Raw genomic sequence first — 19328 nt, 5'->3', positions numbered from 1 at the left:
ACGAACGAACCGACACCTTGACCACCATCAAAGCCGACATTCCACACAGCAGAAGCGTGGCTGACCTTGGACTGTGGCAGGCGGTAGAACATGCTCAGCAAGGACTCATTTTGCACCGCACCAAATCCGGCGCCGAAGAAGATCGCGGAGACAACCAGCCACACTGGGTGCGCGCTGGTGGCAAGGCAGGCAGCAAATCCGACCATGCCCACTACGGCAGAGATCTGGAACGGGATCATCAACGTGCCCGGTTCACCACGACGGTCAGCGATAACGCCGGTGAAGATACGAGCAGCCATCACAGCAAGGTTGATCACTGCCAAGATCACACCGCCCAAAGCGGTGCTCTCAGTAATCCCGGTCTCCCGGGTCGCGGCAGGCAGGAAATTAGCGATCAAGCTGTACGCCATCGCCGCAATAGCAAGAGCCAGCGTTGGAACCAAGACGAGCTTCCACGTCGGTGCGGACATTGCCCCGTTGGCCACCGGATCGGGTTGAGCCCCCTTGAGCGGAGGAATACCAGCGCAGGCCAAACCACCAATAGCAGCGACGACCAGGGCAAGAATCCACACCGGCGTGTAGCCGAATTGCTCGCTGAGGAACAGACCCAATGGCAGCGCGAGCATCTGCGCGGAGCCGCTCGATGCGCCGAAAATACCGGATGCTTTACCCAGCAGGCGACGCGGGACGAGTTCCGCGATGATGGCAGCTTCCGCAACAGTCATGGCGCCGAAACCGATGCCACGCAGCACGCTGACTCCGAGCACCACTGCTGGGTCCATATTCCAGATGAACAACAAGGCCGGCAGACCCAACAGAACGGCGGAGAATGCGATCGCCGAGCGGTAGGTGAATTTACGCAGCAAACGCGGCATGAACACCTGCGTGAGCACGGTCGCTGCCATAAACACGCCTGTCGACGCACCCGCCAACGCGTGAGATCCCCCGGTGTCCAGCACGGCCACTGGAACGACCGGAAGCAGCAAGGCCCACGAGCCGAAAGCGGCAGCGACGGCCACCAGTGTCTGGATGAAGCCAGTAGCCTCCCACACCGAATTCACATTGGCGTTTGGCTGTCCGGAAATCTGCGGAGAACCCACGGTTGAAACCCTCCTAGAAACTCACATCGGCAACAGGTGTACAGCAACAAAAAATCAGGCCCACCCAGCCGCAATGAAATTTGCGGCTGGAATCAGCCCGAAAAGTCTATGAAATTATGCGCGTGTGCTTAAAGCGCGCCCTTCGTAGAGGGTACGCCCTTCACGCGCGGGTCGTGCTCGTAGGCCTGGCGCAGGGCACGAGCGACAGCCTTGTATTCCGCTTCGGTGATGTGGTGCGGGTCGCGACCGTACTGAACATTCACATGCAGGGTAATGCGTGCGTTGTACGCCAAGGTTTCAAAGAAGTGGCGGTTGATCACGGTGGCGTAGTGCCCACCGATGATCTGCCATTCCATGCTCTCCGGCTCCCCATTCATCACGAAGTAGGGGCGGTTGGAAATGTCCACAATGGCGTCGACAAGCGTCTCGTCCATGGGCAGCGACATGGAACCGAAGCGGCGGATGCCCTTCTTGTCCCCCACGGCGTCGATCAGCGCCCAGCCGAGCGTGATCGCAGTGTCTTCAACGGTGTGGTGCGCGTCGATGTGGGTATCACCCTTGGCGTGGATCTTCAGATCAAAGCTGCCATGCGTGCCAAAGGCGGTGAGCATGTGATCGAAAAACGGCAGACCCGTGTCCACATCAACTTTGCCTGTTCCGTCGAGGTTGATCTCAACGGAGATGTCCGACTCGCTGGTCGTGCGCGTCGCTGTACCGATCCGGTCAGTCATCTTTCACTCCTTAGCCTCGCCGCGAATTTCCTGGGCCGCGGCGAGAAATGCATCATTTTCTTCATCCAACCCGATTGTCACACGCAAATGTCCAGGCACGCCGACATCACGAATGAGCACCCCACGATCGAGGAATTTCTGCCAAGCAGCAGCGGCATCGTCAAAATCGCCGAAGAAGAGGAAATTCGACTCGCTGGGAACGACGGAGTACCCGAACCCGAGCAGTGCGGTCTGGACACGCTCACGCTCGGAAGCAAGCTTATCGACGCCTCCCAGCGTCTCCCCCGCGTGCCGCAGCGCCACGCGTGCAGCTGCCTGGGACAAGACGGAAAGGTGGTACGGCAAACGCACCAGCATGACGGCCTCGATGAATGCCTTAGCCGCGACGAAGTAGCCAAGGCGACCACCGGCAAAGTCGAAAGCCTTCGACATGGTGCGCGAGACCACCAGCTTCGACGGGTATTTCTCCAACAAGGTCACCGCGGACGGTGATGGGGAGAATTCTGCATAGGCCTCATCAACGATGACGATGCCGGATGCTGCGTCGATAATCCTCTCAATATCGGCCAAGTCGGTCACATCACCCGTCGGGTTATTCGGGGTGGTGATGAACACGATGTCTGGCTTCTGAGCATTGATTTCGCTGATCGCGCGATCAATATCGATCCGGAAGTCTTCACCGCGCGGAACGCCAATGAACTCTGTCTGCGTGCCCGAGGACAAGATCGGGTGCATGGAATAGCTAGGCACGAATCCCATTGCCGTGCGGCCCGGGCCACCGAAGGCCTGCAGTAATTGCTGCAGCACCTCGTTGGAACCATTCGCTGCCCAGACCTGCTCGCGGGTGACGGTGACCCCCGTCTGCTTAGTCACATAAGCGGCGAGATCGTCGCGCAACTCCACCGCATCGCGCTCCGGGTAGCGGTTCAGGCCATGAGCGACCTGCTGAACTTCTGCGACGAGATCCGCAACGAGTTCATCAGATGGCGGGTAGGGGTTCTCATTCGTATTCAGCGCCACCGGCACGCTCAGCTGCGGCGCACCATACGGGGACTTGCCACGCAGCTCTTCGCGCAGGGGAAGATCGGACAGGGACGGCTGGTTATTGTCAGTCATTAATTCTCCTCGTCGTGTCCTATTGCCTACTCAGTGCGAGCCTTGATCGCCTCACCATGGGCAGGCAGCTGTTCGTCGCCAGCAAGGGTGATGATGTGCGGGCCGACTTCAGCGAGTGCAGCCTCGTTGTACTCAATGATGTTGACGGGACGCAGGAAAGTATGGGTGGACAGCCCCGGCGTGAATCGTGCAGTACCCGAAGTCGGCAAAACGTGATTGGAACCAGCAATGTAATCGCCCAACGGGACCGGCGAGAACGGGCCGACAAAAATCGCGCCGGCATGCTTGATCCGACGAGCCACCTCAGCGGAATCACGAGTGTGAATCTCCAAGTGCTCAGCTGCATAAGCATCTGCAACAGCGATGCCTGCTTCTAGATCATCAACAAGAACGATGCCTGACTGCTGACCACCAAGAGCAGTAGCAGCGCGGTCAGCATTGAGCGTGATCGCTGCACGAGAGTCGATCTCGGCATCGACGGCACGCGCTAATTCCTCTGAATCAGTAATCAGCACCGACGCTGCGTTCTCATCGTGTTCTGCCTGGGAGATCAGGTCGACGGCGACGAGAACTGGGTCCGCCGAGTCGTCGGCAAGCACTGCGATCTCAGAAGGCCCTGCCTCCGCATCGATACCCACGATGCCGTTGACCACGCGCTTAGTCGCAGCAACGAAGACATTGCCCGGGCCGGTCACCATGTCCACTGGTTCAAGCGACTTGGCATCATCACCGTACGCCAGAAGAGCGATTGCCTGTGCACCGCCGACCGCCCACACTTCATCAACGCCGAGCATCGAGCACGCAGCCAGAATCGTCGGATGCGGCCACCCACCATGTTCTGCCTGCGGCGGGCTGCACACCACGAGGGCATCAGCGCCAGCTTCTTGCGCCGGAATCGCGTTCATCAATACCGACGACGGATAAACAGCCTTGCCGCCCGGCACATACAAACCCACGCGCTCTACCGGCTGGAAAACCTCGGTGACCTGTGCACCAGGTGCGACATCGATGGTTTTCTCCGACGGCTTCTGCGCAGCGTGAACCGCACGAATACGCGCAATCGCCTCTTCAAGGGCCGCACGGAGATCCTCATCGAGTTCCTCGGCACACCGGGAAATCACTTCTTCCGGCACGCGCACCGACTCGGGGCGAATACGGTCGAATTTCTCGCCGTAATCAAGAGCAGCTTCTGCACCGCCGTTCTTCACGTCCTCAATAATCGGTGCAACGGTAGGGACCACCGAAGCAACATCCATGCCGCCACGAGGGAGCACACGACGCAATTCAGATGTCGAAGGAGTACGGCCGCGAAGATCAGTGACTTTCAGCATGTCATTCATCATATTCTGTGGCTTGCCTCGGCGAGGCATCTCCCACAGATGAAAGAACAAGACCCACCCAATAGGCCAAAGCCGCAACGAATGGACCAGCCAACCATGCAGGTCCAGGGCTCAAAACGGGGACGAACGTGATGGTCTCCCCCTCGGTCAAGCTATGGGGATCACTCACGCCGTGAAGCAGTTCAGCGGACCAGGTGCCCATGATGTACAACGTCCAGCTGGAAAAGGCAGTCACCACAACCGCGAAGAGCATCTTGCGCAGACCTGCACGCTGCGTTGCAGACGCGAACGTGACAACCCCGATGATCATTCCCAGCACAACAGTCAGACCAGCAAACCCTGCAAAAGAAATGAACTCGACATTATCCGGGTTCGCCACCGGATCAATACGGGCATTCCCGCCTTCAACAGTGCCGGTGTAGCCCGGACGCGTCAGGCCCCACAGGCCACCGATCACAGAGGCGAGACCGACCCCAAGCGCAACAATCCCCGCGCCCCAACCAAATGGCCGGGAAGAACGCGGGGTTTTTCTTAGTTGCACACCTTCCACTGGTTGCCTTCGCGCTTGAAGCGCTGAACACCAGACTCACTCTGTCCGTTGCTATTGACGGTGACGGTGGCAGATGCGGTGTCGCCATTGACCTTGACGTCGCTCAGCGTTGCGTTGGACTTCGGAACCGGCGGCAGCGGACGGCCAGCAGCCTTCGCTGCGTCAACAGCCTGCTGCATCTCACGCTCGGTCTGCTCCAGGGAGGTGCCACGGCCGGCGAGCTCCTGGTTGGTCTGGTCAACGACCTGCTTGCAGGAGTTGTCCAAGATCACGCGGGACCAGGACACCAGATCCTTCGGGTTATAGATCCGGTTCATCGTGTCGGTCATGCCCTTGATATCAGCCTCACTAGCAGCCTGACCATCCTCGATGGGCTGGACTTCAGCGACAGGCAAGGTGCCGTCCTCGAACGGGTTGACCACTCCGGTGGCATTCGGATTCGGCTGGCCCTGTGCCTGCGGATCCTGCTCTTCAGCAGGCTTCTCGGACTCAGACTCGGCCTTCTTTTCCTTGTCCTTTTCTTTGTCCTTGTCCTTGTCGTCCTTCTTCTCCGCAGTCTTATCTGCGCTCGGATCGACAGTCACCATATTGGTCTCCGTAGCCATCCCCGACGCAGCTTCATCCTCGTTGGACCCGCAAGCAGCAAGAGCCAGGGGTGCGACGAGCGACGCAGCCACAACCGTTTTCTTCGGAGCGATGGTCAAGGTCATAAAAGAAGTCTCCTCAAGTTGTTCCGTTATCCAGAGCCCGGCTTATATTTCTTAACGAGGCCAGACAATGTCCAGACTGCCCTCGGTCATGCACGGGCGTAACGGGAACATCATTAGATAACGCTTAGTGTTTCTTTTTCAGTGCACACCAGATCATAGCAACCCCACATGCAGTGATTTCAATCGTTGTCCGAGGAGGATGCGGTGAGAATGCTGTGAAGATCGTGCTGGTTCTGCGTGTACGCTGATGATTTATGCAGCTGTCCAGGGAACTGATCGCACGCACCGCCGTGGGCATCTTGGACGCTTATGGTCTGGCCGATGTCTCCATGCGTCGAGTAGCCAGCACACTCGAGGTCGCCCCTGGCGCGTTGTATTGGCACATCGAGAACAAGCAGGCCCTCATCACAGCAATGGCAGATGAGATCACTGCCCCGGTCTTAGACATTGAGCATGAGAGCCCGAAGCAGTTTTGTGCCAACCTGCGAGAAGCACTGCTCGCTCATAAAGACGGTGCGGATGTGGTCTCCACTGCCGCATCCCAACCCGATTCCCACGTGTACCCGGCATTGCTCGACGGGATCCGAGAGACATTCCCGGCTGACCTCGTGAGCGCGTCGACCGAGGCTGTTGACGCAGCAGCCTCGGGCTTGCTCTACCTCACACTCGGCGCCGCGAATATGCATCAGGCAGGCATCCAATTGACTGGCCTGACCACTGGCAAGAGCACAGAATTGCAGGGCTCCGAGGAGCAAGTAGCTGCTGCGATTGATCTGTTGCTTTCGGGCTTGACCCACCGGTAGCGCCGGGCACGGCACGAGGACCGATATCTATTAACATCGGTGCCTATGACAATTCCGAGTGCGAATGAGCAGACCGTGCAGGTGTGGCCAGGATCCGCATACCCGCTGGGCTCCACCTACGACGGGGCAGGCACCAACTTCGCCGTCTTCTCCAATATCGCGGACAAGGTTGAGCTTTGTCTGATCGACCGTGAGGAGAACGAGGTCCGTGTGAACCTCGAAGAGGTTGATAACCACGTCTGGCACGCTTACCTCCCCGGTGTTAGTCCGGGACAGCGTTATGGCTACCGCGTGCATGGTCCATGGGATCCGGAGAACGGCAAGCGTTGTGATCCCTCCAAGTTGCTAGTGGATCCATATGCGCGTGCATTCGACGGTGAATTCGACGGGCACTCTTCCCTGTTCTCTTATGACATTCACGCGGAAGAACCGGGCACTGGCCGCAATGAAGAAGATTCGCTCGGACACACCATGAAGTCGGTGGTGATCAACCCATTCTTCGATTGGGGCGATGACCGTGCACCGCGCATCCCGGACAATGACACGGTCATCTACGAGATGCATGTCAAGGGCATGACGCAGCTGCACCCGGATGTCCCGGAGGAGCTTCGTGGCACGTACGCGGGTCTTGCACACCCGAGCGTGATTTCTTATCTGCAAGATCTGGGTGTGACGTCGGTGGAACTTTTGCCGGTCCACCAATTCCTGCAGGATGACCGCCTGCGGGATCTTGGCCTCCGTAATTACTGGGGTTACAACACATTCGGATTCTTCGCTCCGCACCAGGATTACGCGGCGAGCAAGAAGCCTGGCGATGCAGTCGCAGAGTTCAAAGGCATGGTTCGCGCCTATCACGAGGCGGGTATGGAGGTCATCCTCGATGTGGTGTACAACCACACTGCCGAGGGCAACCACTTGGGCCCCACCATCGCTTTCCGTGGCATCGACAACGAGGCGTACTACCGGCTTGTCGACGGGGATAGGTTCCACTACATGGACTACACCGGCACCGGTAACTCGCTGAATGTCCGCGACCCGCACTCGCTGCAGTTGATCATGGATTCTCTGCGCTACTGGGTATCCGAGATGCATGTGGACGGCTTCCGATTCGATCTCGCGTCCACACTGGCGCGCGAATTCTCCGACGTAGACCGTTTGGCCACTTTCTTTGATCTGGTCCAGCAGGATCCGGTGGTCTCCCAGGTCAAGCTCATCGCTGAGCCATGGGACGTGGGCGAGAACGGCTACCAGGTGGGTAACTTCCCGCCGCTGTGGAGCGAATGGAACGGAAAGTACCGCGATACGGTGCGTGATTTCTGGCGCGGTGAACCGTCAACTTTGGGCGAGTTCGCCTCGCGCCTCACTGGTTCATCGGACCTGTACAACCACAACGGTCGCCGCCCCACCGCGTCGATCAACTTCATCACTGCGCACGATGGCTTCACGCTCAATGACTTGGTCAGTTACAACGAGAAGCACAATGACGCGAACCAAGAAGGCGGACGTGATGGTGAGAGCCACAACCGTTCGTGGAATTGCGGTGTGGAAGGGCCGACAGACGATCCAGAGATTCGGTCGTTGCGTGCACAGCAGCGTCGCAATTTCCTGACCACACTGCTGCTTTCCTTGGGCACCCCGATGATTGCTCATGGCGATGAGTTCGCACGCACCCAGGGCGGTAATAACAATGTGTACTGCCAGGACAATGAGACGTCGTGGATGAACTGGGATCGTCTTGACGAGGCCGATGAACTGCATGACTTTACGCGTCGGTTGATTGCGATCCGGAAGAACCACCCGGTGTTCCGTCGTCGTCGTTTCTTGGCTGGCGGACCGTTGGGCACGGATGCGCAAGACCGCGATATCGCATGGCTGGTGCCTGACGGCCAAATGATGACGCAGGATGACTGGGACTTCGCGTTCGGCAAAGCCCTGCAGGTCTACATCAACGGTGATCAGATCACCGAACCTGATGCACGTGGCCAGCAGGTCGTCGATGACTCTTTCCTGCTCATGTTCAACGCCTACCATGAGGACATTGAGTTCACGCTGCCCTCGCAAAACCTCGGCGCGAAGTGGGAAGTGCTGATCGACACCACGGAATCCCTTGGTTACCCAGCAGAACCTGAGGTGATCGACGCTGGCGGGACGAAGAATGTTCCGGCCCGTTCCACGATCGTCCTGCGCCAGGTTGAGCCGCCGATCTTCGATGCCGCATCAAACAATGAAGAGGCAGGCAACGAATGATTAACGCGCATGGCGCTCGCATCGTAGTCACCGAAACTGCGCTTGAAATCCACCCTGCCCCGCTTGAAGCTGCGCTCACGCACGCGTCGGGCGCGACGGTGGTGGAGCTGCAACAGGTGGCGTCGATAAGCGTGCACGAGGGTGATGCGTGGGATGCCGGGCGCGTTGTACTCTCCGGTGATTTCGGGGAAACCGTCATCCGCTTCGCACCCGGCGACGCACAAGGCCCGAAGCAGCTGAGCGCGCTTATCGACGCAGCGAAGTCCGGCAAGAAGATCTCCTCCGACAGCATTCCTGGCTTCGATTTCGTGGGCTTTGACGTGGAAACCGCGAATCAGAATTGGGGCTCGATCTGTCAGATGGGTCTCGTGCGCGTGATTGACGGTGAAGTTGTCGCACGCGAATCGTGGTTGTGCCGCCCACCGCAAGGCATTGATGATTTCGACCCCTTCAATGTGGAATGCCATGGCATCACTGCTGAAGATGTAGCGGAGCAGCCTTCCGTCGGCGAACTCATCGGTCGCTTCACCGAGTTCGTGGGGGACCTTCCTGTGGTCGCGCACAATGCGTATTTCGATGCTTCTGCCCTGCGCTATGCGGCAATGGCATCGGATCAGCCTGTTCCTAAAATTGTTTTCGGCTGCACGCTGGCGCAGTCCCGCGCAACGGATTTGGGCGTGGCTAACCATCGCCTGCCTACTGTGGCGGAGCACTTCCGTGTCGCGTTAGACAATCACCATGATGCTGGTGCTGATGCGCAAGCCTGCGCTGAAATCATGATCGGGCTTGCCCGGCGCGCGGAGCACACTGGTTCGCTAGCTGAGTTCGTCCACTCTGCTGGTTTTGCAATGGGTGAAGTCCATCCGTCACGTGTCACCCCGATGTTGAAGGATCTTTCGGGCGCGCAATCTGCACTGCAATCCTCTTCTGCCCGGAGTGCTGCGAAGTCTGCACAGGAGGAAAAGCCCAAACGCGGACCCGCCCCGTGGCAGTCGGTGGCCACACCGGACACGATTCCGGAACCTGCTGTCGACGCGGATCCCGATTCACCGCTGTATGAGCAGAATGTGACGCTCACTGGTGAGTTCGAGCCTTTCGATAAGGGCCAGCTGTGGAACGGCATTGCTGCTCACGGTGGCCAGGTGGGCAAGAACGTGACCAAGAAGACGACGATTCTGGTCGTCGGCGAATGGGCAAGCGTGACCTCTAAGGAGAAGCGTGCCCGTGAGCTGATGGAAAAAGGCCAGGATATTGAAATTTGGCCGGCGGATAAATTGCTGGATGTACTCGGTTTGAACGAGCAACCACCTTTTTAAGTACTTCAAGGGAACCAATCGGGGTGCAGGCGCAGTCTAAATAGGCATGACTGTTGCACTGCGCCCTGCTGTATCCCATGCCGTATTCGCCCCACGCGCCCATGCTGTGAAGACCCGTGGCTGGGCTAGCCAAGGTTCGTCTTCTTCCCCTGCTTATATTTCTTTGTCCCGCGACCATGTCGCGTTGTTCAAAGACCATGCGGGCAATGTCCTCACGCCCATTGATTTGGGTCGGATGCGCTTGAGCACCCAGCAGGCATGGGAACTTGCCGCTGATTCACTCTTGGCAGAACAAACGGACCGCATTGAATTCACAGTCCGCAATTCCTGTTTCGCGCTCGGTGTGCACGCACCATATGGGCTGGAGGTCAAAGGCGACAAGCACCCACCTGCGACATGGCTGACTCATCCACGTACGTTCAAAGTGCTACACGAGCACTTCACACAGGTCCTTGAACCGCAAAACGAGCTAGTCTTTCTAACCAGGGACCATCAAGAGCTTTTCGTTCTGGATGCGTGTGTTCCGGAGGTTCGCGCCATGTTCAAAGACGCAGCTGTGTTGACGTATTCGCTGGGCTTTCCTCTCAACTACAACGCTTCCAAACGGTGAAAGAGCACGTCAGTCTCACTAGGGTGAGAAGGTGTACTAGTGGCGACGATAAGGAGTGCCCGCACATGTTCCGCCCAATCACATCCACATACCGCCTGCAATTGCGTGGAGCGAAAGCAGATCCTGCGGGGCGGAGCTTCGGTTTTTCAGAAGCCGCGGACCAAGTTCCTTATCTGAAGGAGCTCGGGGTTTCCCATCTGTACCTCTCCCCGATCTTCACGTCTTTTCCAGAATCGAATCACAATTACGACGTCACTGATCCGACTGAGGTCAACCCAGAGCTCGGCGGTATCGAAGGGCTCCGCCACTTAGCAGATACAGCGCATGATGCAGGGCTTGGTCTGATCCTCGACATCGTTCCCAACCACCTCGGTGTGGAAGCACCTGAGCTGAATAAGTGGTGGTGGGACGTGCTCAAGTACGGCCAGGAATCAGAATTTGAAAGCTATTTTGATATCGACTGGCATGAAGACAATGGTGCCGGCGGCAAGCTCGGCCTGCCGGTTCTGGGGCAGCCGGGTGATGAGGACAAGTTTGAGCTCATCCATCTCGAGAAAATCGATGAGCCGGTATTGGCCTATTTTGATAATTATTTCCCACTCAAGCCCGGCACTTTCGAATCGCTCGATGATGATCCCCGCCAGGTGTATGAGCGTCAGAGCTATCGTCTGATGCACTGGCGCGACGGGGTGATCTCCTACCGTCGTTTCTTCTCCGTCAATGGCCTGGCTGGCATTCGGCAGGAAGACCCGCTGATCTTTGAGCACACGCACCGCACGCTACGCCAGCTGATCGCGGAAGATCTGATTGACGGTGTTCGCGTCGACCACCCAGATGGTTTGGCAGATCCGTTCACGTACCTGAATCGTCTGCGCGATTTGATCGGCAAAGACCGCTGGTTGGTGGCGGAAAAAATCCTCGGAGTGACAGAGCCGCTTGACCCTCGCTTGGCTGTGGACGGCACAACTGGCTATGACGCGCTGCGTGAACTCGACGGCGTGTTTATCTCACGCGAAGCAGAGGATTCCTTGAGTATGCTCTCGCTCCAGCAATCCGGCTCAACGTGGGATGAGGATGCCATCGAGGCCGCTGAGCACGAGCTGAAACGCAATGTCGCCGAATTCGAATTGGCCGCTGAGGTTCGCCGACTCACCCGCGCGATCCGCCGGGATAATTTCTCCACCGCTGGAGTGGATGTCTCTGACGAAGATTTGGAACGCACCATTATTGATCTGGTGGCGGCGATGCCGGTCTACCGCGCCGATTACATTTCGCTGTCCCGCCTTGTGTCCACCGCAGTGGCCGATATGGTGCGGCGGTTCCCCTCACGCCGAAGTGCGCTGGACCTGATTTCGGCTGCTTTCTTGGCAAATGGTGAGGCGAAGACCCGTTTCGCCCAGGTATGTGGTGCGGTGATGGCCAAGGGCGTTGAGGACACGTTGTTCTACCGTGCTTGTCGCCTGATCGCACTCCAGGAAGTCGGTGGCGCACCGGGCCGTTTCGGCGTTTCCGCAGCGGAATTCCATTTGCTCCAGCAGGAGCGTGCGATGCTGTGGCCACAGGCGATGACGACGCTGACCACGCACGATACGAAGCGTACCGAGGACACCCGCGCCCGCATCATCGCGATCACCGAACGCGACAAGGAATTCGCAGAACTCGCCCGTCAGGTCAGTGCCCTCGTTCCCGCACCGGACGAAGCAACGGCTCACTTCCTCCTGCAGAATGTCATCGGTATTTGGCCCACCGACGGCAATACAGATGGTGTTCGGGACCGCCTGCGTGATTATGCGATCAAGGCAGTGCGCGAAGCTGGTGTTCACACCACCTGGTTCGACAACGAGCCACATTTTGAAACGGCGATCACCGACTGGGTGGATGCACTCCTCGATGGGCCAGCAACTTCGCTAATCAGCGACTTCGTGTGCCAGGTCCACCGCGGCGCCGTACAGATCTCGCTTGGCCGCAAGATGCTGCAACTAATCGGCCCCGGCATCCCAGATACCTACCAGGGTCAGGAATTCATCGATTTCTCCCTGGTAGATCCGGACAACCGCCGGTTCGTCGACTACGTTAACCGCGCGCAGACTCTCCAGCAGTTCAAGGAAGCGGCACTGTCGGGTCGTGTGCACGATGAGCTAACCCAGGCGCTCAAATCTGCCCGCCACGATGAAGAGCCGGGATTGTACCCGCACCTGGTCGAATACGCGGATCGGGCAAAACAAGCGGTAGTGCATGAAGGCGCGTACCTGCGCCGCGAATACCCAGATGTATTCAATTCCGGCGACTACCAGGCAGTTTTCGCTGTCGGTGAGGCTGCAAGCCACCTCGTCGGCATGGCGCGCGGTGTCTCAGGCCTTGATGCGGTCGCGCTGGCCACCCGGCGTCCTCTGTTGCTTGAGGACCGTGGCGGTTGGGGCGACACGACCGTGACTCTGCCGGAAGGAACGTGGACGGACAGGCTCACCGGACAAACCTTCACCGGCACCGTACTGGTCCGAGATGTCCTCGATGTTTTGCCGACCGCCCTGCTCGTGGCAGATCATCTCACCGCTTAGAAAGCGATCATCGCCTGCCGAGGAGTTTGTCGATCTCGCGGCGCTCCTTCTTCGTGGGACGTCCAGCCCCACGGTCGCGCTTTGGCATGGAGTAGAAATACTCTTTTGGTGGCGGGGGCGGTGAGTGGTCGATGTAGCACTCGCGTGCGACCGGTGCACCGACGCGTTTGCGCAGGGTACGCACTACCTCGTACTCAATATCGCGGTAGTCTTTCCAGGCCTTGATCCGGTCCCCCGGCGAGACTTTTGCCGAGGGTTTCGTGGCATTGCCGTTGAGCTTCACATGCCCGGCGCGCACTGCATTCGCCGCATCAGAGCGGGTTTTGTACATGCGCACGGCCCAGACCCACACGTCGATGCGGACGGGTCCGATATCGGGTTCAGTGCCAGCCACTAGTAACGGTCTTGGTAGTTGATGATCTTCTGCACTTTGCTGTAGTTGTACAGGCCGCCGCCCACAGCCACGACCATGCCCAGTGCCAACCAGAACCAGAAGGAAGAGAAGAGCATGCCGAAGACGACACCGCCGATGATGCCGCCTCCGACGCAGAGTGCGCCGTTGCGCGAATAGCGACGCACGGCTTGTTTGCGGGCTTCAATCGGGTTGTTCGGGCGCGGTTGAAGAGTCATGCGCCTTAGTTTAACCCCGCGCCGAACCACGTGGTTTAGCTGGGCCGTTCTACCCACATCGTGCCGGCTTCCCGGCTCGTCGCTGTGCCTTGAGTGACGGCGGCCAGCAGGTCATCGAATGATTCCCTGCTCCCCGGCTCAATGGCGAAGGTATAGCGGGCCTGTGACTCGTAGGCGACATCGGCAACATCGATTCCATGGGTACGCAGCTCTGCTTCAATTCTGCCGGCTTCCGCATGTGGGAGAGCAACGGAGACGAGCTCACGCAGGGATTTCTCCGCGCGCGGAACGTTTTCCAATGCGGCGGAGACGGATTCGGAATAGGCATGCACGAGCCCACCAGCACCCAGCTTCACACCACCGAAATAACGGATCACTACCGCTACCGCTGATTCGAGCCCGGAGCCCCGCAGCGCATCGAGCATCGGTTTTCCTGCAGTTCCAGCGGGCTCGCCATCATCGCTCGAACGCTCGATCGGCACTGCCCCATCCACGTGCACGATGAATGCGGAACAATGGTGCCGAGCATCGGGATATTCGTTCCGGGCACGCGCGATGACCTCACGGGCTTGGTCCTCAGATTCAGCACGCGCGATCCAGGTGATGAAGCGGGAGCGCTTGATCTCAATCTCATTCACCGTCGTGTGCCCCGCGGCGGGCAATGCATATGTTGTCACCATCGTCGGTTCATTTTACTTAGGGTTGAAGATATGACTTTCGAGGTATGGGCCCCGTACGCACACGACGTGATTCTGGTGGTGGATGACGCAGAACACCAGATGCGCCGTGACGATGCGCGCAAAGCATGGTGGACTAGCGATGTCGAGAAAGTTCCTGGCCAGCGCTATGGCTTCAAGCTTTTCGACGGCACCGAGTGGTCCGCTCCCCTGCCCGATCCGCGCTCAACGAGCCAGCCTGACGGCGTTCACGGTCTGTCCAAGGTGACGGACACGGAATTCGAGTGGACTGACCAGCACTGGACGAGCTACGAGCTCAAGGGCCAAGTCATCTATGAGCTCCATGTGGGCACGTTTACGGAGGCGGGAACGTTTGACGGTGTCGTCGATAAGCTTGATTATCTCGCTGATCTTGGCGTGACCACGATCGAGCTGATGCCTGTTCAGCCTTTCGGCGGTGAGCGCAACTGGGGCTATGACGGGGTGGATTGGTTCGCTGTGCAGGAAAGCTACGGCGGCCCCGAAGGGCTGAAGCGCCTGGTCAATGCCGCACACAGCAAAGGCATCGGCGTGTACCTGGATGTGGTGTTCAATCACTTCGGCCCCGATGGAAATTACAACGGCAAGTTCGGTCCATACACCACCGCAGGCACGACCGGTTGGGGCGATGTGGTCAATTTCTCCGGCGCTGATTCGGATGAGGTGCGCGCCTACGTCCTCGACGCGGTGCGCCGTTGGCTCACGGAATTCCACATCGACGGCCTGCGCCTCGATGCGGTTCATTCATACGACGACCGCAGCGCGTACTCAATCATGGAGCAAATCAATTTGCTTGCCGACGAGATCCAGGCCGAGCTCGGCCCCAACCCGATCATCATCGCGGAGAGCGATCTGAATGATCCGCGCATCATTTCCGATTATTCCGTCGGCGGCTACGGTCTTGATGCGCAATGGCTCGATGATGTTCACCATGCCCTGCACACCGTGGTCACTGGTGAAAACAATGCCTACTACGAAGATTTCGGCACGGTAGAAATCCTGGCCGATACATTGCGTCACGGCTTCCGGTTCCGGAATGAATACTCCAGCTTCCGTGGCCGTACTCATGGTCGGGCCTTGGACCTAGCCACGATCCCGCCGTGGAAACTGATTACTTACACCACCACCCACGACCAGGTGGGCAATCGTGCGCAAGGCGACCGCCCGTCGCAAAATCTCACGCCCGCCCAGCACGCGTTGAAGGCGGCGGTGATCTTTTTCAGCCCATTCACGCCAATGATCTTCATGGGTGAGGAGTCTTATGCGCAGACCCCATTCCCCTTCTTCGTCTCACACACGGACGAGGAGCTACTGCGTTTGACGAGTGAGGGCCGCGCGCACGAATTCGCTCGCTATGGCTGGGACTTCGCTGATGTTCCTGATCCCGGTGACCCAGCGACTTTCGAATCCGCCAAGCTGGACTGGAATTTCAATGCGGATGCGTCGGCTATGTATGAGGCGTACGCGACGCTGCTCAAGCTGCGCCGCGAGCTGAATCTGGCACGCGAAGATCTCCGCGAATTGCAGGTTGAGCATGCGGAGAACTGGCTCACCATGGGCTACGACGATGTGTTCCTCGCTGCCAATTTCTCTGCTGAGCCAGTGACCGTTCCGGCTGGTGGCGAGCTGATCTATTCCTTCGGCTCCCCCACGGTCACTGCGAATGAGACCCAGCTTGAGCCATGGGGGTTCGCCATCATCAAACGCTAAGCGTTTAGCCGGTGACGATGAATTCGTATTCCGGAGTGCCCGGCATCAGGCGGCGACAGTCGAAGGAAGCTTCCTCCATGCGCTCAAGCAGCGGATCTAAGTCCGATGCTCGGGCGAGCTCAATGCCGACGAGCGCTGCACCGGTTTCGCGGTTGTTCTTCTTCAAGTACTCAAACAGCGCGATATCGTCGTCCGGCCCCAACACATCGTTGAGGAAGCGGCGCAGCTGACCTGGCTCCTGCGCGAAATTGACCAGGAAGTAGTGCTTGAGTCCACGGTGGACCAGCGAGCGTTCCATGATCTCGGCATAGCGCAGTACGTCATTATTGCCACCGGAAATCACGCACACGACAGTGCTGCCCGGCGTCAGGCTCACATCAGCCAGTGCTGCGACGGACAGCGCACCTGCTGGCTCCGCGATGATGCCTTCGTTTTGGTACAGCGCGAGCATGCTCGTACACACCGCACCTTCATCGGCTGCGACGACATGAACACGGCCCAGGTTTTCCTCAATGATCTTGTAGTTCACATCGCCGATTCGCTTCACCGCTGCACCGTCGACGAAAGGATCGATCTTTTCCAAGGTGACTGGTTCACCAGCATCCAGCGCGGCTTGAAGTGAGCGTCCGCCCGAAGGTTCCACGCCCACAACAGCAGTACGCGGCGACATGTCAGCGAGGTACGACGTGATACCCGCGATGAGTCCGCCACCACCGACGGGAACAACGATGGAGTCGAGCGACTTACCCAAGCCGGACAATTGTGAGACCACCTCAGCGCCCACGGTGCCCTGGCCGATGACAGTATTGCGCGCATTGAACGGCTCGACCATGGTCGCGCCACGCTCAGCGGCATCGGCACGTGCCGCTTCCGCGGCCTCATCGAATGTGTCGCCGACCAGGACCAGCTCGACGAAATCGCCGCCGTGGACCTGGATGCGGTCGCGCTTCTGCTTTGGTGTGCGCTTGGGCACGAAGATCTTTCCGTCAATGCCCATGGACCGGCATGCGTAGGCAACGCCTTGCGCATGATTGCCTGCCGACGCAGCGACCACGCCCGCTGCTTTTTCTTCCTCGGTCAGATTGCTGATGCTGTAGTACGCACCGCGGATCTTGTAGGAGCGCACATCCTGCAAGTCCTCGCGCTTGAGGTAGACCTCAACGCCGTAGGCCTGGGACAGACGTGGACAGTACTGCAGCGGGGTCGGCGCAATAATGCTTGAAATACTCGCCTGAGCTCTTTGGATGTCTGCTGCGTGCACGGGAGAAAAATCAGGCGAATGTGTCATACCTCGCAATCATAGACCTCTAGAATCTTGCTCCCGCAGATTTGCCCCATTGAAAATGAACGGAACCGAAATATCCGCGTTTTGGGCACCGCTGTCTTTTCTCAAAAACCCTTGGAATTGTTCTGTGCGGGGCGTATGCTCTCTTGCGGTTCCTTGTAGATTTCTTGCACTTCATATTCCAGAAGGAGTCCTTTTCCGTGAAGAAGCGCACCTCCCTTATCGTCGCAACACTTTCCGCTGCAATGGTTTTTGGCGCTGCGCCGGCTTTGGCCCAGACCGACGCTGATGATGCCAACACGACAGCCGACGCCGTGACCACGACGGACACCGGCAACACGGATAACACCACCGATGAGTCCAATGCTGGCGATCAGTCGAAGGCAGATCCGGAGGCAGATCCGGAGGCAGAGGAAAGGGATCCGAACGAGCTCGATCCCACTAAGGACATCTGGGACAAGAACGGTGCTTCGTCCCAGCCGGCCCCGAACGGCAGCTTCGAAAAGCTGAAGGGCCTGAACCGCGCTGCGGCATACTTCCAGAGCAACCACTTCAAGATGGTCTCCACCATCGTCGCTGCGATCGCCGCAGTGATCACCGTCGGTTCCCAGCTCTTGGCCATCATCATCTCTGTATCGCCGACTGCGAAGGCTCAGCTCGGCGCCTTCTTCAAATAATTCAGCGCTAACGCTGAACCCGAAGTCTCCGGCTAAAACTCGAGAAGACTCTGGCTTAAGAAAAAAGCTCCTACTTCCCCACCGTCGATATCGACAAGGAAGTAGGCGTTTTTGTTATTCCAGTGTGCTGCTTAGCCCAGCACACCAGCACCCATAGCGGCCTTCAGGTCGCCCATGAGGCTGCCGGATCGTTCCACTCGCAGATGGTCACCAAGCACCATCAGCTGCGACTGATCTCCATTGACCAGGTTCAGGTACACATCCGAATCCCCCGGATTATTCACCAGCACCTGCTTGAGCTTGCGGATGTTGTTCATCGTGCACTGCTCAGTGCGCAATGTCAGTCGCAACGGCAAACCAGCACCATTGCCGGGGCCAAGCTCTGGTACGCGGACATCATCACCAAACAGGCTCATTCGCTCATCACGGATGGACACATGTGCCTTGACCAGGATGATGTTGTCTTCCACGATCTGTGGCGCAACCAGCGCGTAGACCTTGTTGAACAGCAACACTTCGACCTGTGCGCCGTGATGGTCCTCAATTGTGACGATCGCCCACGGTGAGCCGTCCTTCTTGGAATAACGGCGATCCACGCTCGAGATGATGCCACCGATGGTCACCTCATCGCCGTGACGCATCTCCCCGCTCAAGATCTTCGGCAGTGGTGTATCCGTCTGAGCCTCGAGTGCTTCTTCGAATCCGTCGAGCGGGTGCCCCGAGACATAGAGGCCGAGCATCTCACGCTCGAGTGCGAGCTTGTGCTTCTTCTCCCATTCCTCATCAGGAACCTCGATAGTGAATGCATTCGCCGCACTTTGGTCATCTGACTCACCCCCGCCGAAGGCGGAAAACAGATCGAACTGTCCTTTGTCCGCGGCTTTCTTCGTGGTCAGAACAGAATCCACTGCAGCATCAGAGACCAGTAGCAAGCCCTTACGCGGGTGGCCAAGCGAGTCGAATGCACCACCCTTGATCAGCGATTCAGTGATGCGCTTATTGCACGGCAGCAGGTCGATCTTGTCCAAATAATCGGAGAAGCTAGTGAAGTCACCCTTGGTGCGGCGGGTCTCCCTAATGGATTCCACCACTTCAACACCGACGTTGCGGATCGCGGCAAGGCCATAACGGATGTCCTTGTCCACAGCAAGGAAGTTCTCTTCCGACTCATTAATGTCCGGCGGCAGAACAGAGATGCCCAAGTGGCGGCAGTCAGCGAGATAGATCGC

At 58.3% G+C, this 19328-nt stretch carries 18 protein-coding genes; 7 read left to right on the top strand and 11 right to left on the bottom strand.

Going from position 1 to position 19328, the window contains the following annotated elements; translation table 11 throughout:
* The 6 genes from Q0X21_RS08215 to Q0X21_RS08190 all read right to left on the bottom strand — a co-directional run.
* Positions 1-1100: MFS transporter (locus Q0X21_RS08215; RefSeq protein ID WP_297851421.1), on the bottom strand; the 1100-nt coding region annotated here is incomplete at its 3' end.
* Between the two features lie 128 nt (positions 1101-1228).
* On the bottom strand, positions 1229-1831 hold the full coding sequence (hisB, locus tag Q0X21_RS08210) for an imidazoleglycerol-phosphate dehydratase HisB (protein ID WP_297851420.1): 603 nt from the start codon (positions 1829-1831) through the stop codon (positions 1229-1231).
* A 3-nt stretch (positions 1832-1834) separates the two neighbouring features.
* Positions 1835-2947 carry a histidinol-phosphate transaminase gene (locus tag Q0X21_RS08205; RefSeq protein WP_297851419.1) on the bottom strand — a complete coding sequence of 371 codons (1113 nt, stop codon included), beginning with the start codon at positions 2945-2947 and terminating at the stop codon, positions 1835-1837.
* Between the two features lie 26 nt (positions 2948-2973).
* A complete protein-coding gene (gene hisD, locus Q0X21_RS08200; protein WP_297851418.1) occupies positions 2974-4278 on the bottom strand; it encodes a histidinol dehydrogenase in 1305 nt (434 codons plus the stop codon).
* A 1-nt stretch (position 4279) separates the two neighbouring features.
* Positions 4280-4828, bottom strand: a complete 549-nt coding sequence (locus Q0X21_RS08195; RefSeq protein ID WP_297851417.1) for a hypothetical protein — start codon at positions 4826-4828, stop codon at positions 4280-4282.
* A complete protein-coding gene (locus tag Q0X21_RS08190; protein ID WP_297851416.1) occupies positions 4819-5547 on the bottom strand; it encodes a hypothetical protein in 729 nt (242 codons plus the stop codon). Before Q0X21_RS08190 ends, Q0X21_RS08195 begins: the two co-directional genes overlap by 10 nt.
* 254 nt (positions 5548-5801) lie before the next feature.
* Here Q0X21_RS08190 and Q0X21_RS08185 point away from each other — a divergent pair, with 254 nt between their 5' ends.
* From Q0X21_RS08185 to treY, 5 genes are all read left to right on the top strand, one after another.
* Positions 5802-6350 (top strand): TetR family transcriptional regulator, encoded by a 549-nt coding sequence (locus Q0X21_RS08185; protein WP_297851415.1) that lies wholly within the window; start codon positions 5802-5804, stop codon positions 6348-6350.
* Positions 6351-6395: 45 nt separating this feature from the next.
* Positions 6396-8597 carry a glycogen debranching protein GlgX gene (glgX, locus tag Q0X21_RS08180; protein WP_297851414.1) on the top strand — a complete coding sequence of 734 codons (2202 nt, stop codon included), beginning with the start codon at positions 6396-6398 and terminating at the stop codon, positions 8595-8597.
* On the top strand, positions 8594-9913 hold the full coding sequence (locus Q0X21_RS08175) for an exonuclease domain-containing protein (protein ID WP_297851413.1): 1320 nt from the start codon (positions 8594-8596) through the stop codon (positions 9911-9913). The genes glgX and Q0X21_RS08175 overlap by 4 nt, the downstream gene beginning before the upstream one ends.
* Before the next feature lie 46 nt (positions 9914-9959).
* Positions 9960-10523, top strand: coding sequence for a hypothetical protein (locus Q0X21_RS08170; protein ID WP_297851412.1), 564 nt, complete (start codon positions 9960-9962; stop codon positions 10521-10523).
* A 65-nt stretch (positions 10524-10588) separates the two neighbouring features.
* Entirely contained in the window at positions 10589-13081 is a 2493-nt protein-coding gene (treY, locus tag Q0X21_RS08165; RefSeq protein WP_297851411.1) for a malto-oligosyltrehalose synthase, read from the top strand.
* Positions 13082-13088: 7 nt separating this feature from the next.
* On the opposite strand, the gene Q0X21_RS08160 is transcribed toward treY, so the two are convergent.
* The 3 genes from Q0X21_RS08160 to Q0X21_RS08150 are packed head-to-tail and all read right to left on the bottom strand — an operon-like array spanning position 13089 to position 14391.
* Positions 13089-13475: an RNA-binding S4 domain-containing protein gene (locus Q0X21_RS08160; protein ID WP_297851410.1), complete on the bottom strand. Its 387-nt coding sequence runs from the start codon at positions 13473-13475 to the stop codon at positions 13089-13091.
* A complete protein-coding gene (locus Q0X21_RS08155; protein ID WP_297851409.1) occupies positions 13475-13711 on the bottom strand; it encodes a hypothetical protein in 237 nt (78 codons plus the stop codon). Before Q0X21_RS08155 ends, Q0X21_RS08160 begins: the two co-directional genes overlap by 1 nt.
* Before the next feature lie 35 nt (positions 13712-13746).
* Positions 13747-14391, bottom strand: a complete 645-nt coding sequence (locus Q0X21_RS08150; protein ID WP_297851408.1) for a YigZ family protein — start codon at positions 14389-14391, stop codon at positions 13747-13749.
* Positions 14392-14421: 30 nt separating this feature from the next.
* Here Q0X21_RS08150 and treZ point away from each other — a divergent pair, with 30 nt between their 5' ends.
* The gene (treZ, locus tag Q0X21_RS08145; protein WP_297851407.1) at positions 14422-16137 is read left to right on the top strand and encodes a malto-oligosyltrehalose trehalohydrolase; all 1716 of its coding nucleotides are present in this window, start codon (positions 14422-14424) and stop codon (positions 16135-16137) included.
* A 4-nt stretch (positions 16138-16141) separates the two neighbouring features.
* Here treZ and ilvA read toward each other — a convergent pair whose 3' ends face one another.
* Positions 16142-17425 carry a threonine ammonia-lyase IlvA gene (gene ilvA / locus Q0X21_RS08140; protein WP_297851406.1) on the bottom strand — a complete coding sequence of 428 codons (1284 nt, stop codon included), beginning with the start codon at positions 17423-17425 and terminating at the stop codon, positions 16142-16144.
* Positions 17426-17622: 197 nt separating this feature from the next.
* On the opposite strand from ilvA, the gene Q0X21_RS08135 reads away from it, so the two are divergent.
* Positions 17623-18099, top strand: a complete 477-nt coding sequence (locus tag Q0X21_RS08135) for a hypothetical protein (RefSeq protein ID WP_297851405.1) — start codon at positions 17623-17625, stop codon at positions 18097-18099.
* Between the two features lie 131 nt (positions 18100-18230).
* Here Q0X21_RS08135 and Q0X21_RS08130 read toward each other — a convergent pair.
* A partial coding sequence (locus Q0X21_RS08130) for an OB-fold nucleic acid binding domain-containing protein (protein ID WP_297851404.1) occupies positions 18231-19328 on the bottom strand: 1098 nt, incomplete at its 5' end.

The organism is uncultured Corynebacterium sp. (genome assembly GCF_947253065.1).
In the GTDB taxonomy this organism is placed as follows: domain Bacteria; phylum Actinomycetota; class Actinomycetes; order Mycobacteriales; family Mycobacteriaceae; genus Corynebacterium.
This window is presented reverse-complemented; position numbering and strand designations above follow the sequence as displayed.